At 37.0% G+C, this 15,188-nt stretch carries 15 protein-coding genes; 10 read left to right on the plus strand and 5 right to left on the minus strand.

Annotated elements, in window-relative coordinates; all coding sequences use genetic code 11:
• Positions 1-14 precede the first annotated feature (14 nt).
• From AC3ITD_RS22680 to AC3ITD_RS22690, 3 genes are read left to right on the plus strand one after another with little or no spacing between them, the layout of a single operon-like run.
• Positions 15-992: a hypothetical protein gene (locus tag AC3ITD_RS22680; protein WP_489362901.1), complete on the plus strand. Its 978-nt coding sequence runs from the start codon at positions 15-17 to the stop codon at positions 990-992.
• The gene (locus AC3ITD_RS22685) at positions 970-2,106 is read left to right on the plus strand and encodes a glycosyltransferase family 2 protein (RefSeq protein ID WP_489362902.1); all 1,137 of its coding nucleotides are present in this window, start codon (positions 970-972) and stop codon (positions 2,104-2,106) included. The genes AC3ITD_RS22680 and AC3ITD_RS22685 overlap by 23 nt, the downstream gene beginning before the upstream one ends.
• Entirely contained in the window at positions 2,106-3,248 is a 1,143-nt protein-coding gene (locus AC3ITD_RS22690) for an ABC transporter permease (protein ID WP_489362903.1), read from the plus strand. The genes AC3ITD_RS22685 and AC3ITD_RS22690 overlap by 1 nt, the downstream gene beginning before the upstream one ends.
• On the opposite strand, the gene AC3ITD_RS22695 is transcribed toward AC3ITD_RS22690, so the two are convergent.
• Together AC3ITD_RS22695 and AC3ITD_RS22700 are read right to left on the minus strand one after the other, a co-directional pair.
• On the minus strand, positions 3,245-3,589 hold the full coding sequence (locus AC3ITD_RS22695; RefSeq protein WP_489362904.1) for a TfoX/Sxy family protein: 345 nt from the start codon (positions 3,587-3,589) through the stop codon (positions 3,245-3,247). The genes AC3ITD_RS22690 and AC3ITD_RS22695 overlap by 4 nt on opposite strands.
• Before the next feature lie 3 nt (positions 3,590-3,592).
• A complete protein-coding gene (locus tag AC3ITD_RS22700) occupies positions 3,593-4,261 on the minus strand; it encodes a hypothetical protein (RefSeq protein WP_489362905.1) in 669 nt (222 codons plus the stop codon).
• Between the two features lie 77 nt (positions 4,262-4,338).
• Here AC3ITD_RS22700 and rnhB point away from each other — a divergent pair, with 77 nt between their 5' ends.
• The 3 genes from rnhB (at position 4,339) to AC3ITD_RS22715 (ending at position 7,550) form a co-directional block, all read left to right on the plus strand.
• Entirely contained in the window at positions 4,339-4,947 is a 609-nt protein-coding gene (gene rnhB / locus AC3ITD_RS22705) for a ribonuclease HII (RefSeq protein ID WP_265799476.1), read from the plus strand.
• A 166-nt stretch (positions 4,948-5,113) separates the two neighbouring features.
• Positions 5,114-6,304 carry a WG repeat-containing protein gene (locus tag AC3ITD_RS22710; protein WP_489362906.1) on the plus strand — a complete coding sequence of 397 codons (1,191 nt, stop codon included), beginning with the start codon at positions 5,114-5,116 and terminating at the stop codon, positions 6,302-6,304.
• Between the two features lie 43 nt (positions 6,305-6,347).
• Entirely contained in the window at positions 6,348-7,550 is a 1,203-nt protein-coding gene (locus tag AC3ITD_RS22715) for a glycosyltransferase family 4 protein (protein ID WP_489362907.1), read from the plus strand.
• Positions 7,551-7,554: 4 nt separating this feature from the next.
• On the opposite strand, the gene AC3ITD_RS22720 is transcribed toward AC3ITD_RS22715, so the two are convergent.
• Entirely contained in the window at positions 7,555-8,064 is a 510-nt protein-coding gene (locus tag AC3ITD_RS22720) for a hypothetical protein (protein WP_489362908.1), read from the minus strand.
• A gap of 799 nt (positions 8,065-8,863) precedes the next feature.
• Here AC3ITD_RS22720 and gcvT point away from each other — a divergent pair.
• Together gcvT and AC3ITD_RS22730 are read left to right on the plus strand one after the other, a co-directional pair.
• The gene (gene gcvT, locus AC3ITD_RS22725) at positions 8,864-9,943 is read left to right on the plus strand and encodes a glycine cleavage system aminomethyltransferase GcvT (protein WP_489362909.1); all 1,080 of its coding nucleotides are present in this window, start codon (positions 8,864-8,866) and stop codon (positions 9,941-9,943) included.
• Between the two features lie 70 nt (positions 9,944-10,013).
• Positions 10,014-10,739, plus strand: a complete 726-nt coding sequence (locus tag AC3ITD_RS22730; RefSeq protein ID WP_489362910.1) for a 2-phosphosulfolactate phosphatase — start codon at positions 10,014-10,016, stop codon at positions 10,737-10,739.
• A gap of 142 nt (positions 10,740-10,881) precedes the next feature.
• Here the strand turns inward: AC3ITD_RS22730 and AC3ITD_RS22735 are convergent, their stop codons facing one another.
• Together AC3ITD_RS22735 and gldB are read right to left on the minus strand one after the other, a co-directional pair.
• Positions 10,882-11,658, minus strand: coding sequence for a patatin-like phospholipase family protein (locus tag AC3ITD_RS22735; protein WP_489362911.1), 777 nt, complete (start codon positions 11,656-11,658; stop codon positions 10,882-10,884).
• 74 nt (positions 11,659-11,732) lie between these two features.
• Complete coding sequence (gene gldB, locus AC3ITD_RS22740; RefSeq protein ID WP_489362912.1) at positions 11,733-12,764, minus strand: gliding motility lipoprotein GldB; 1,032 nt, start codon at positions 12,762-12,764, stop codon at positions 11,733-11,735.
• A gap of 26 nt (positions 12,765-12,790) precedes the next feature.
• On the opposite strand from gldB, the gene AC3ITD_RS22745 reads away from it, so the two are divergent.
• Positions 12,791-13,465: a porin family protein gene (locus tag AC3ITD_RS22745; protein WP_489362913.1), complete on the plus strand. Its 675-nt coding sequence runs from the start codon at positions 12,791-12,793 to the stop codon at positions 13,463-13,465.
• A gap of 46 nt (positions 13,466-13,511) precedes the next feature.
• Positions 13,512-15,152 carry an NAD+ synthase gene (locus AC3ITD_RS22750; RefSeq protein ID WP_489362914.1) on the plus strand — a complete coding sequence of 547 codons (1,641 nt, stop codon included), beginning with the start codon at positions 13,512-13,514 and terminating at the stop codon, positions 15,150-15,152.
• The last annotated feature ends 36 nt before the right edge of the window (positions 15,153-15,188 follow it).

Genomic DNA, 15,188 nt, shown 5'->3' on the forward strand with positions numbered 1-15,188 from the left:
CTAAAATGATAATCTTGACAGGCAAGAATAAAAATATATTATCAATATTAATCAAAGCTGCAATTGTAGTATTTGCTTTTTGGTTCATTTATCATAAGCTTGTTGCCAATAAAAATCTTGAGAATTTTGCAACACTTTTGAAAGATATTCCACAAGTCGAAATTTTTGGCATTATAGGGTTCGTGGTCTTGCTCATGTTTTTAAACTGGTTTCTGGAAGCCGCAAAGTGGAAAAGATTAATGAGTCACATCGAACGCATCAGTTTTTACAGGGCAATCGAATCTGTTTTTTGCGGTTTAACATTAGCGATATTTACCCCAAACCGGTTAGGCGAATATGGAGGAAGAGTTTTTTTTCTTTCCCCAAAACGTAGAATAGTGGGCATTGTTGCTATGACGGTTGGTAACATTGGTCAACTGGTGTTGACAAACGTTTTCGGCGCTATAGCAGCCTGCTTTTTTGTTTACAGATTTGTACCGATCGATCATCTTGTTTTTCTAGCTGTTGTGATTTTGGCTATGGGAATCTGCTTATTTTTCATTGTATTTTATTTCAATATTCAATGGCTTAATGGCATTCTGCTTTCTTTTAAATTCACCCGTAAATACAAAAAATTTTACAGCATTCTAGGTCGATATAGAAAAAAAGAACTTTTTAAAATCATGCTTTTCTGTTTGGCCCGGTATCTGGTTTTTAGTTTTCAATACTTCATTTTATTTGTATGGCTGATCCCTGGTTTGCAGTATCTGGATATCGTAATGATGACTTGCCTTTTGTTCCTGATTCAATCTGCACTGCCATCATTGGATCTCTTCGATGTAGGCATCAGAAGTGTAACCGCGGTAGAATTATTTAAACATGTAACCAATCAACACGTTGCGGTTATTGCCTGTACAGCCAGTATTTGGCTAATAAATATTATTATTCCTGCTATCTTAGGCACATATTTCGTCTTTAAACTCAATTTTTTTGGAAATCCTAAAACTAGTTAGTCTACTATCCGCTGCTTTAACCATTGTTTATGGTTTACTTGTGCTTACTTTTATCAAAGGCTGGTATAGCCTGAATGGATATAAAAAAAGTATCATCACTCCATCTACCAAAGTTTCTGTTATTGTTGCTGCACGTGATGAGGAGTTGAATATCGGGCGAACAATAGAAGCATTAATTGCCCAGAATTATCCAAAGGAATTAACAGAAATCATTTTTATCGATGATCATTCTACCGATAACACCGCAGAAATTGTTGCTTCTTATGCTAATCGTGGTGTTAAACTTATCAAGCTAAACGAGAATCTGGCTTTAAATTCCTATAAGAAAAAGGCGATTCAAACAGCCATTGGCTCTTGCAGTGGCGATTTAATTATCACTACAGATGCCGATTGTGTGATGGGTACAAAGTGGCTTACTTCGGTGGTAGAATTTTATCAGGATAAGGGATATAAGATGATTTCTTCGCCTGTCTCTTATTTTGAAGAGAAAAATTATTTTGAACGGTTACAATCCTTAGAGTTTCTATATCTAATTGGCTTAGGTGCATCCACAATTGGGAATAAAAAGCCATCTACATGTAACGGCGCCAACTTGGCTTATGAGAAAGCTACGTTTTATGAGGTGGGCGGTTTTAAGGGGATAGATGATTTGGCCTCTGGCGATGACGAACTTTTGTTGCATAAAATCGCTGCAAAGTATCCAGATAAAATAGGGTTTCTGAAAAACAGATCAGCTATTGTTTATACCCAGGCGAAGGAAAACTTAAAATCATTTATCCAACAACGGAAAAGGTGGGCTTCCAAAAGCACACGTTATAAAAATAAAGCTATCATCGTTTTAGGTGTTTTCGTTTGGGTATTCAATTTAAGTATTTTAGCAAACTTCATTACAGGATTATTTATTTCGGGATTTTTAACCATAACAATTTACCAATTGATCGTTAAAATGATTTTAGAAACATTATTTTTATGGGATGTGACCGGCTTCGCAAATAAGCGGAGACTACTCGTATTAATCCCAGTTTTAAATGTTTTGCATATACTTTACATCGTTTACATTGGTATTGCCGGAAACAGCGGTAAGTACAATTGGAAAGGCAGAATGGTTAAATAATGGATAATAGCCCATCTAGAAAAGTCTGGTTAAAGTTTAAAAGAAATAAGCTCGCTTTTGGCGGTCTCATTTTTATTTTACTCTTGGTATTGATGGGTATTTTAGGTTATATCATTACGCCCGATAGTACACCTGATGCCAATACGCAAATATTACCCCTTAATAAGAAACAGCCTGGAAGTACATTTAAATTTGTCATTCTCAATAAAAACCCTAATATAAAAGAGGATGGTTTTTTTAGGAAAATGCTAAATGGACAGAAGTCGGGTATTACAAGTATTCCAATTGTGTCTTATCGGATTGAAGATAAGGATGTCTTTATAACGCCATACATCGGTGACGAAGAGAAAGCTTCAGAAATAAAGTATAGTTTAAGAGAACTTTGTCCCAAGTGTACGCCATATTCTAAGCTTGGTACACCCGCTACATTATTTGAACAATATAATGTTCACGAAAAAACGTATTGGCTAGGTACAGATATCTACGGGCGTGATTTATTAAGCCGAATGATTCTGGGGATTCGTGTTTCCCTATCTGTTGGTTTAATGGCTGTTTTAATTTCGTTATTTATTGGAGTTAGCTTAGGCGCAATTGCAGGCTATTTTGGTGGGAAAACTGATGCTGCAATCAGTTGGTTTATGAATGTAGTATGGTCATTACCATCGCTGCTATTGGTTATTGCGATTTCATTTGCGCTTGGAAAAGGCTTTTGGCAAATTTTTATTGCTGTTGGTTTGTCTACATGGGTAGATGTGGCCCGTTTGGTACGTGGGCAAGTAATGGCTTTGAAAGAAGTGGAGTTTGTAGAGGCCGCAAGAGCTTTGGGCTTTAGCACCTCAAGAACCATCATTAAACACATTTTACCTAATATTGCGGGACCAATTTTAGTTGTTGCCTCCTCTAATTTTGCATCAGCTATTTTGTTGGAAACTGGACTGAGTTTCTTGGGTTTCGGTGCGCAGCCGCCAATGCCAAGCTGGGGAAGCATGATCAAAGAACATTATGGCTATATCATTATGGATGCCGCTTATCTAGCAGTTTTACCTGGTTTGGCAATTATGCTCACCGTTTATGCTTTCAATGTTTTAGCAATTGGTTTAAGGGATGCTTTTGATGTAAAGGGGCAGAATACTACGGTTTAACTTTTTCTTTTCTTTGATGCTTTAGCAAAGGGATTAAACGCTAAGGCTGTGTCTACCCAAAAACTGAGTTCATCTTTTCTATTTAGCACATCTTCTGAAACTAAAATATAACCCTTCATAACAGTTTTACTCATCATCATTTGCTCCCATCCATCTTGGCTAGCCAGTGATGCTAAGATTCCAGGATTAATCCTAAGCATCAATTTTTCTTTCATCACTCCGATACACATTTTATCATTTACCATAAAAACCAACCCACCAAACATTTCCTTCTCTTCTACATCTGGTAAAAGCATTAATTTTTCGCGTACACGGTTAGCAAGGACTTCATTGTATCTCATTGGCTAATTATTGTTTTCTTCAACATACTTAATTCCCGTAGATATAAAGAATGCTTTAATAATATCATATTTCTGGTTGCAAAATACATTCAATTTAACTTTTTCTGAACTCACTTTTCGTCTTTTGCACTCAAAGCAAAACTCTATGTATTCTGGAACACTACCTTTGTCATCAAAAAATAAAATTGCATTTCTAGGATTGTAACAGTTAGCGCCTTTCTCAAAATTTTTAAGGCCATGATAACTTTTGTTTGATTTAACGCCAATGTTGTAAAGGATGTGTGTCAATTTAGCAATCTCTTTTCCTGTCAAAATTTTTATCTCAAGAGCTTTAGTTTTGTAGAATCTCTTGTTCTTTACAGGAAAATAACCAATAGAATCTTGCTTGATATTATCATCTAACAAAGGATTTCCATCTACATCTGCAATAGTATCTAGAGTTGGTTCCTGCGGTTCGAAAGAAACCAAAACAACTTTTTTATACGTGCTAAATGGAAATATTTTCAACCTTTCGCTAACAGTATAATTATTCCTTAACATGCAATCCCATCTTTGTTCAAGAATACTGCCTTCTTCTTCAGTGGGTGGATATATGCGTGCTTTTTTGTTGCCTTGAGCTAAAACACTACTACAAAAAGATAGAAGTATAAGTAGTAATTTTAGCCTCTTCATTAAAAGTTGTTTAAAACTAATTTAACCCTTTCTTATCCTGGTCACAAATTTTAATCGTTATTCTTTAAATTTGCATGATGTTATTAGCTTGTTATCAGGAAGAATTTTTAGAGGCCGGTTGCGATGAGGCTGGAAGAGGCTGTTTAGCGGGTCCGGTGTTTGCCGCGGCGGTAATTTTACCAAAAGGTTTTGTGTTAGAAGGCTTAAACGATTCAAAACAATTAACACACGAACAGCGAGATTTACTGCGCCCGATAATTGAAAGGGAAGCTTTGGCCTGGGCGGTAGCTTCGTGTGATCATGAAGAAATCGATCGAATCAACATTCTTAATGCTTCTTTTCTGGCGATGCATAGAGCAGTTGAGAAGCTTCACACTAGGCCTGGTTACCTTGTTATCGATGGAAATCGGTTCAAAGCTTATCCGGAAATTCCACACAGCTGCATTATAAAAGGCGACGGAAAGTATCTGAATATTGCTGCAGCTTCTATTCTGGCAAAAACCCATCGCGATGAGTACATGAGCAACCTTCATCTCGATTTTCCACATTATAATTGGCTATCAAACAAAGGCTACCCAACCATTGCCCACCGTAAAGCAGTCATTGAGATAGGTTTATCGCCTTTTCATCGCAAAACTTTTAATGTAAGCGATCCTCAACTCGACTTGTTTTCAAAGGCGATATAATTCGCTTTATTAAAATTCATTTTTATCTTGTCTGATAAATCAATTCATTTTTAAAAATAAAATTTTTATGACGTGCTCTCAAACAAATCACTTTTATAAGGTTAAATTATTCACACTAATTTGTTGCTTTTTTACCCTTCTCTCAGCATGCAATGTTGATAACGATTTGCGCAAAACAAGAGATGAGTTACAGGCGCATGTCGATGAAATTGAAAACATTATTGATTTAACGAGTTTAAGCATAAAACCTTCCAATCAGTCTGGAAAGAATGATTTTGATGAAAAAGATGAAAATAATTTTACTGTAGATCAAGTAAAGTATTTCACCGTTGATCAATTCGCATCCTACATTCAAAAAAATGAACAAATTGATGCCGAAGTGATCAAACCAAACAACCTAATTAAGGTCTCTGTTGATGTTATCGATTTGAAAGACATGTTAGGTTTGGAGATTGAAGACAATTCGCTTATTGCAAATGACCCAACGTTTATTCCAACAAGCCTACATTTTTGGGACGGAACCACTTTGGCCGTAAACGGAAATTATAAAACCCTAGATACTGCTAAGCTAGATGAGGAGAATGCAGATGGCAGCCAACTGGGTTACAATGAATTTTTAATTCCAAGCGATAAACCCGTTAAGATGGTAGATTTTGATGTGAAATTTAGGCATAAAAGCTTTACAGGGTATCGATTGGATAGTGTGAACAGAATAGTCAAGACTGACGGTGCTCAAATTGAATGGCGAGGCAATCAAAACGGAGAGGTAAAAGTAAGCTATCCCAAAGCTATTGATAATCGCATTGGCGAAACATTCGGCTTTTATAAAAACGGCAAAATGCTAAAAAGTTCAGGGCGTACAAGTTATTCAATCCCCTCGATAACTGTGTTAGAATGGGCGAAAAAATCATTGCCCATTTACCAAAAAGCAATTGATCTAATGGATAAACAAGAACTAAAATCGAAACAGGAAGTGGATGATTATTTAGCTAAAAATCTTCAACAAAAGCCAGTCGAAAAGGACACAAAAACCTTCGCTACAACTTTTTATTCCGGCCCTGTAGATTATATAATGATTTATGTTGAGAATGCTAAGCCGGAAAATGTAGTTAAAAAAGTGACTTTGAAGCTCCATAAAGATGATCGGGAATGGTTCAATAAAGGCCATTTTGTAGCTAAAGATTCAAAAAACAAAAAATATGGCATTGTAGATGCGAGAGGTAACTGGATAATCAATCCAACCTATGATGACATTAGAACAGAGTCCGAGGGTAAATTTAGCGTGTACGAGAATAAAATAGGAAGAGTAAGAAAACTCGATGTATTGAACAAAAAATTTGTTGCTCTCCGTGACTAATAAATTTTAAAAGAGTGCTTAAATTAGTTAAATTCACCACATTGTGAAAATTCTGTTAATTACTAAGCGGATCCCCTTCCCGCCAAATAGTGGTTATCCAATTGTGGTTTATAATACCATGAAAGGGTTGCTGCAACTTGGTGCAGACATTACTTTGTTTAGCTTAAACCCTATGAAAGGGCGGATTGATATGGAGGATGTTTACGATCCGATTTTCGAAAAGATCAAGTATCATACGGTAGATCTTGACACCGAAGTAAATGTATGGTCTGCTTTTTTTAACATTTTCACCAATGAATCGTATAACGTTTCCAGATATTTTAGTGAGGATGCAGCACGGCAACTCGAAAATATTCTGCGGGAAAATGTCTTTGATGTCATCCAGTTCGAAGGATTATTTGTAGTGCCTTACTTGGATATTGTGAAAGCAAATAGCAATGCTAAGCTCATTTACCGGGCCCATAATATCGAGTTTACGATGTGGGAACGACTGTCTCACTCTGAAAGTTTTTTAATCAGAAGAAAGTATTTAGCCTTTTTAGCTCAACGGTTAAAAGCTTATGAAACGGATCAAATTAACCGTTTCCATCAAATATTTGCCATTAGCGAACCCGACAGGCAAATTATTATCAGGTTTGGTTGCGAAGTGCCGATGACAGTTTTCCCCGTAGCCATTGATTTAGAAAAGTATAAAGTTGATAAAACGAAAACGAGTTTCCCTACGCTATTTCATCTGGGGGCAATGGACTGGCGTCCAAATCAGGAAGGGTTGGAGTGGTTTCTTGATGATATTTGGCCAGATATTGAAAAATTGAATAAAGACCTTCGTTTCTACATCGCCGGTAAAAATATGCAGAAACATTTTTTTGAATATGATTCGGATAATCTAATTGTTGAGGGAGAAGTTTTTGATGCGATTGAATTTATGAATTCGAAAGCGATTATGATTGTGCCACTTATTTCTGGAACAGGCATGCGGGTGAAAATTATTGAAGGCATGGCAATGAAAAAATGTATTATCGCTACCACTACCGCAGCTGAAGGAATTAATTGCCGACATGGGCATGATATTCTAATAGCAGATTCTGCCGACGAATTTTACCGCTACATTTTGCAATGTATTATTAATCCGAAGCGCTGGATGGAGATAGGAGAGAATGCCCGAAAAACAGTGGAGAATGACCACGGGATAAAATTGATTGCTGGTAAAATGCTGGAGATTTATGAAGGATTAATCACAGCGTGAATCATTAAATGCTTTTTAAGTAGCTGTATTCGTGTCTCTTCAACCATTTTGTTTCCCCGAAAAACTGTACCTCTTTTGTGTTTGAATAATTCGTTTTACTGATCGTATAAGTATGTCTAATCAGCGCCGGTTTCTTTTCATTTCCATCCGTACCGTTACTTTCCGTTATAATTCGAGTACTTCCGTCACTTAATCTTAAAATCGATTTTACAGCTGCTCCATCAAAGCTATTTCCATTTGCAGAAATAATTAGGGTATCAACTGAATTGGCCTTGGGTTCGTTAGGATAGATATTAGAGATCAACAGTTCGTTAGCGTTTAAACCCTTCTTAATCTCGATATTGGCAGGCATGGTATAGGATTTACCTGAAGAATAATCGATATAAGTAAGTCTTCCCTTCCAATTCCCGATAAAAGGTTTTAGTTCTTTTCTAGTGATTTTGCTTTGTCCAATAACCTGGCTCGTTGAAAAAATAAGGAAGCAGATGAGCAATTGGAAGCGAATTTTAGTCATGATCTGGTGTTTCTTAAAGTTTGTAATTTAGCATAAATTGGTTTCACTTATTCCATCTTATTCAATCTATTCCAATCGATTAGAATTTCCTCTTTTTATCCACTACGAAGGCTTGAGTTTATTATACTCTTCTGGAGAACTGAACAGCATTTTAAAAACCAACCTGCGTTTCGTTTTTAGCGGTTTCTTCAACAGTGGCCAAAACTTGAAAGTGAGGTTTTGAATGTCTTTTCCAGGGTATTAGCGATGGCACTTCGATTTTTGTAAATTCACATTCGTTAGGATAGTTACCCTTATCTGGGCCTTGCACAATAAAGCTTCACCTGCCTCCTACGCGAAAGTCGAAAATATTGAAGGTATTGGTGAAACCTTTTGGTCCACACCAGTCTTTCAAATGTGCTGGATCTGTCTATGCTTTATAAAGGAGTTCTCGAGGAGCATCAAAGTTTTTTGTGCTTAGAATTTCTGATTCTGGCGTGGTACTTATTATTTTTGTTGCCATTGTATGTTTATTCGGTTAGTGATTTAATTTTCTAATTTACATATTTCGCAACTGCTTTAACTAACATATCAACTCACTACCTTTATTACAACTTAAATTTTAAGTACAAATTAGTTAATGTAAACCTGATTGGAACGAAGACGAGTCCCGGTTTTTCATCGGGTAAATAAGGCGGTAAGCAGGACTGAAAGTGCGATGAAACGCTTGCATTCTTTTCCATATCCAATTAAAAAGCCAAAAATTTAAGGCTTAAACATTCCGGTTTTCTTATTACTTTTGCGCAACTAAAATTTACTCATGAGAAACACCGCATTAACAGAAAAACACATCGCTTTAGGCGCTAAAATGGTTCCATTTGCAGGTTATAATATGCCTGTTACTTACGAGGGTATAAACGCTGAACATGCAACGGTGCGTAATGGTGTAGGTGTATTTGATGTGAGCCACATGGGTGAATTTATACTGAAAGGTGAAAATGCTCTAGATTTAATTCAACGGGTAACCAGTAACGATGCCTCAAAATTATATGATGGCAAAGTTCAATATTCGTGTTTACCTAATCAAGATGGGGGAATTGTTGATGACCTTTTGGTTTACCGTATAGATGAAAAAACCTATATGTTGGTTGTTAATGCATCGAACATTGAAAAGGATTGGAACTGGATTAAACAGTTTAACAATCAAAACGTGGAGATGCACAACATCTCTGAGAAAACCTCTTTGTTGGCAATTCAGGGACCAAAAGCGGCTGATGCTTTGCAGAGTTTAACAGATGTTAATCTGGCTTCGATGGAGTATTATACATTCGTTAAGGGAACATTTGCAGGCGTTGATAATGTCGTTATTTCGGCTACGGGTTATACTGGTGCAGGAGGATTTGAAATTTATTTTGATAATGAGCATGCAGATAAAATCTGGGATGCAATTTTTGAGGCTGGTGCAGCTTATAATATCAAGCCAATAGGCTTAGGTGCCCGTGATACGTTGCGTTTAGAAATGGGTTTCTGTTTGTATGGAAATGATATTGATGATACTACTTCGCCAATTGAAGCTGGTTTAGGCTGGATTACCAAGTTTTCAAAACCGTTTACAAACTCTGATGCACTACAAGCACAAAAAGAAGCTGGCATTCAAAAGAAATTAATTGGTTTTGAAATGATTGACAGAGGAATTCCTCGACATGATTATGAAATCGCTGATGCCAATGGAAATATTATTGGTAAGGTAACTTCTGGAACTCAGGCACCTTCGTTACAGAAAGCAATTGGTATGGGCTATGTAGCTAAAGAATTTTCGCAAGAAGGAACGGAAATTTTCATCAACATTCGCAATACCCCGATTAAGGCTAAAGTTGTCAAGTTTCCATTTTATAAATAGATAAGTAGTAAGTTATAGGTTGTACGTTTTAAGACTTATAACCTATAACTTATAACCCATAACTTCAAAGATGTCAAAAAAAATAGAAGTTTGTTTAACCCCTGCTTTGATCGATCTGTATGATATTGAGCAAAGTATTGTGGTTGTTATTGATATTTTAAGGGCTACCTCGTCGATAACTTACGGAATTGAAAATGGTGCAGAAGCCATTATTCCGGTTGCCAATGTAGATGATTGCTTAAACTACAGCGATAAAGGTTATTTATTAGCTGCGGAGCGGAATGGTGAAGTTGTGGTAGGTTATGACTTTGGGAATTCGCCATTTTCTTATACTAAAGAAAAAGTGGCAGGAAAAACAATTGTTCTTACTACCACAAACGGAACTAAGGCATTGCATTTGGCCAATAAACGGGCTTATCAGGTGGTGATTGGTTCATTTTTAAATTTAGATTCGCTTTGTAATTACCTGGCAAGCCGGGATAAGAATGTGCTGCTACTTTGCGCTGGATGGAAAGACCAATTTAACCTGGAAGATACCTTGTTTGCTGGTGCAGTTGTAAATCAATTGCGCAAAAATTTTCAACACTTCGATGATTCCAGCGTTGCAGCTGAGGATCTATACCTGCTTGCAAAAGACGATTTAAGGAAATATCTACATAAATCTTCTCACAGTCACCGTTTAGCACAATTAGATATTGAGGATGATGTGGTGTTTTGTTTGCAGTTAAATGTTTGTAAGGCTATTCCGGTTTTGGACGGGGAAAGATTGGTTAGCCTAAACCCCCAAACCCCCTGAAGGGGGCTTTAAAAGCATGATGGAAATAGGGGAAGGTGAAAATCTTTTAATTTGCCTGACCCCTTGGCATGCGAAGTCTCTAGCTATAATTTTGCTTTAGAATCCTACAGCTGGTCTTACTTGTGGGCGGGCAAATTCACTTTTAGCGGACTGGCGTGATAAGTTCCCTGATTTCTGGGGTGTTTTTAATGGTAATTAAGGCCTCTTCGTGTGCCAGCCAATAAATATCTTCCGCCCGTTTCATATCGAAAGTACTGATAGCACCTAAACCTTTTGGTTCAATCATCACATTACAGAACTTAGCTTTACGCTCCATATCATGGTTTATCGACATAATTCCTGCTCGTCCCATTAAATTGGTAATGCCTGTAATTTTATCTACAGGTTTTAAATGATTGCAAGATGAACCAATAATGAAATCGCATTCTTCCATTAAAGGCTCGACTGGGAAATTATTCAGAATTCCTCCATCAACGTACATCTGCCCATCAATCATTATGGGTTTAAAAATACCCGGAATGCAACTTGACGCTTGTATGGCCCTGATCAATGGTCCTTTGGTAAAATATACCAAGCGGCCTTCACTAAAGTTTACAGCCGCAATTGTAAATGGTATTTTCAGTTTTTCGATGCTATCTTCAGGAAAATATTCTCTAAGTATCTGTGCGGTATTTTCAATATTTATCAACCCCAGTGAGCCAACGGCCGGGCGAATAAAGCGCCAGAGTTTAGTTTTTAAGAAAATGCTTAGTCCTTCTTCGGGATCAATTCCTGCTGCAAAAAAAGCGCCTGCAATTGCTCCCGCACTTGTTCCGCTGATGTGGCTGAAGGTAATTCCCAAATTCTTAAATGCCTTAAGAATGCCAAGGTGCGCTATCCCTCTAATTCCTCCTCCTGATAATACGATACCTACTCTCATTTACAAATACTTGATGTTTAAACTGAAGAACCGCCTAATTTGTTTGCTGGTTGGGCCGTTCCAATTGCCAACGTTTACTTCTGTTTTGGTTTATATTTAGATTGATTGAGAATTTTTTGTGCATCGTTATCTGCCATGAGTTGCTGTAGCGTTATTTTTGGATTTTCGGCCATGTACTTCCTCACAATTTGCCAACCTGTCCATACGCCTAATTTTGGTGCCGACTTTTGGTCGCCCAATGCTGGTGTAAATGGTCCTTCAGAAAGGAAAACCTGGATTTTGTGGTAGTCGGTTTCATAAAGGAAGTTGTTTTCCAAAAAGTAAGCCCAAATATCACCTTCGAAATCTTGGGTCCATTGTAATTGTTGTTGTGTGTAGCCAATTTTGGTCGAGTCGGCCATATTTTCCGGTAATACCTGATCCAGAAAGTAAAGAATTTTTCCCTGGAAAATCATCTTGGATAACAATGTTCGGTTCTCATCCGGTTCTGGAAATAAGTCCTCATGAGCATAGGTTTCAGCCACTCGAGGCACAATATATTCGGGAGTAAATCTTCGCGATAGATATAACGGAACACTTTGGACTATGGCACCATAAAACTTGCTGTCTTTACCTAAAAACATATCTAAACCTATACCCAAATAATTGTCTCCAACGGGCATCTGGTAAGCAAAACCAGAAACAAATGATATTAATTTTGGTACTTTGGCCTTCGGATAATAGTACTTGATGTATTTAAACGTTTCCGTTAAACCCGCTTCCTGAATTTTTAAATTAGGGTAAACACTATCAACTTCCTTTGTTAAATCACTGTAAGCTTTATCATTAAATAGGGTATTCAATATTTCTTCATTGCTGTAATCAGGAGAGCCGATCATTTTATGAATGTAATCATCATAAAAAAAACCATACTTTTTTGAAAGAAAGGTATTGGTAGCGGTTACATTTTTATCTTTCGAGGCAAACAACTCTTTATCAAATCGTTCAATTTTTATATCGAGCTTAATGTTGCTTACATCAGGGCGTTTGCTTTGTTTGCAGGAAATAAATGCGGCAGCAAAAAGAAAAATTAGATAAATTTGCCTGTGTTTTACGTTATACATCATGTACAACAAATATAATCACATAAAGCATGAAAAAAATAACGACTATTTTAATTTTATCTTTTTTGGGTTTTATCGCCTATGCCCAAAATTCTCCTCTAACCAGTTATGGTTTCAGATTAGGCCTAACCGCAACACCAACTATCGGTTGGATAAAACCTGAACCTGGAAAAACAAACAGCGTTGCACTTGGGTTTTCTTATGGATTGATAGGAGATTTTAATTTTGCCCCGAACTACAGTTTTTCAACGGGTTTAACCATTACAACTATCAACGGAAAAAGTACTGAGGTAAACGTTTCGCCTTATTATGCAAATGCAAATAGTAGTATTCCTGTGGCTTACGATTTGAAATATAAGATGCAATATATTGAGTTGCCCTTAACGGTGAAGCTTAAAACGCTAAAAGCTGATGGCAAACGTTGGTATGGGCAGTTTGGTTTATCCAACGGATTTAACATTAGCGCCAAGCAAGATGCAGTAAGTGGTGCTAGTACTGTTGGCGATAATCAAAAAATATCAGATTTTACGAAATTCTACCGGGCGGGTTTAATACTCGGAGCTGGAGGTGAATTCGATATTTCTGGTAACGCAAGCATTTTGGCTGGTTTAACTTATAATAATGGTTTTACTAATATCACAACCGATAAAAATCGAGACGTGAGAAACCATTATCTTGCACTTAATTTTGGTGTATTTTTTTAATTTGCATTTTACATTTTTTTTAATATTCGATACTTAATTCTTCAAAATGAAAATAGCGCTGGCCCAACTCAACTACCACATTGGTAATTTCGAAAACAATACGAACAAGATTGTAGAGCACATTCAGCTTGCAAAAAGTAAAGGTGCTGATCTGGTTGTTTTTGCAGAGTTGGCTGTTTGTGGTTATCCACCGCGAGATTATCTGGAGTTTGATGAGTTTATAGCCCTTTGCGAAGATGCGGCTCAAAAAATTGCAAAGAGCTGTATGGATATTGCCTGTATTATTGGCTTGCCGGTTAAAAACGACATCCTCGATGGTAAGGATTTGTTCAATGCGGCTTATTTTATCGAAAATGGTAAGGTAAAAGCCATAACAAAGAAAGCATTGCTGCCCACTTATGATGTATTTGATGAATACCGTTATTTCGAACCTGCTTCAAGCTTCACGTGTATTGATTTCAAAGGGAAAAAGATTGCGCTAACCATTTGTGAAGATTTGTGGAACATTAATGATAACCCATTATATGTTTCAAACCCAATGGATGAATTGATTAAGGAGCAACCCGATTTAATGATCAATATTGCGGCTTCTCCTTTTTCTTATACGCATGATGATGAACGGATTAAAGTATTGGCCGATAATGCAAAGAAATACAATTTGTCGGTTTTTTATGTAAACCAGGTGGGTGCGCAAACGGAAATTATATTCGATGGTGGCTCACTCGTTTTTGATGCCGATGGCGCCATGAAAGCTGAAATGAAGTATTTTGAAGAAGACCTTCAAGTATTTGATTTAAACGAAGTTGAAAATGTTAAAAATAAATACCCACAGCCCGAACGGTTAACCGATATAGAGCAAATTCATGATGCATTAATCTTGGGCATTAAAGATTATTTTGAAAAATCAGGCTTTAAAAGGGCGGTTTTAGGATTATCGGGCGGCATTGATTCTGCAGTGGTCTGTGCGCTGGCTTGTCGTGCTTTGGGTGCTGAAAATGTAATGTCGGTTTTAATGCCTTCTAAGTTTTCTTCAGATCATTCCATTCAGGATGCTTTAGATTTGGTAAAAAATATTGGATGCCAGCATGAGATCATTGCTATAAAGGAAGTAGCGGAAGCTTTTGATCACATTTTAGCACCAGCTTTTGAAGGTCTGCCTCTCAATTTGACTGAAGAAAATATCCAGGCCCGTATTCGTGGGGTGATAAATATGGCCATGAGTAACAAATTTGGCTATATTTTACTTAATACATCCAATAAAAGTGAGTGCGCTGTTGGTTATGGAACCTTGTATGGCGATATGTGTGGGGCAATCGGGGTAATTGGCGATGTGTATAAAACCCAGGTGTTTGAATTGGCGAGATACATCAATAAAGAAAAAGAAATTATACCAGTAAACACGATTGTTAAACCACCTTCGGCAGAGTTAAGGCCAGATCAAAAAGATTCTGATTCGTTACCCGACTACGACACGCTCGATCGCATCTTATATCAACACATCGAAAGAAAAAAAGGATCAAAAGCAATTATTGAGCAAGGTTTTGATGAAGAACTTGTCAAAAAGATAATCAAAATGGTTAACGTAGCTGAGTTTAAGCGTTATCAAACTCCTCCAATTTTAAGAGTTTCGCCTAAAGCCTTCGGTATGGGTAGACGAATGCCCATTGTAGGTAAACACCAGATCTAGTAGATTTAAGGATGTTGAAAAGCTTGTTGACGAATA

Source organism: Pedobacter sp. KH_004 (assembly GCF_057840755.1).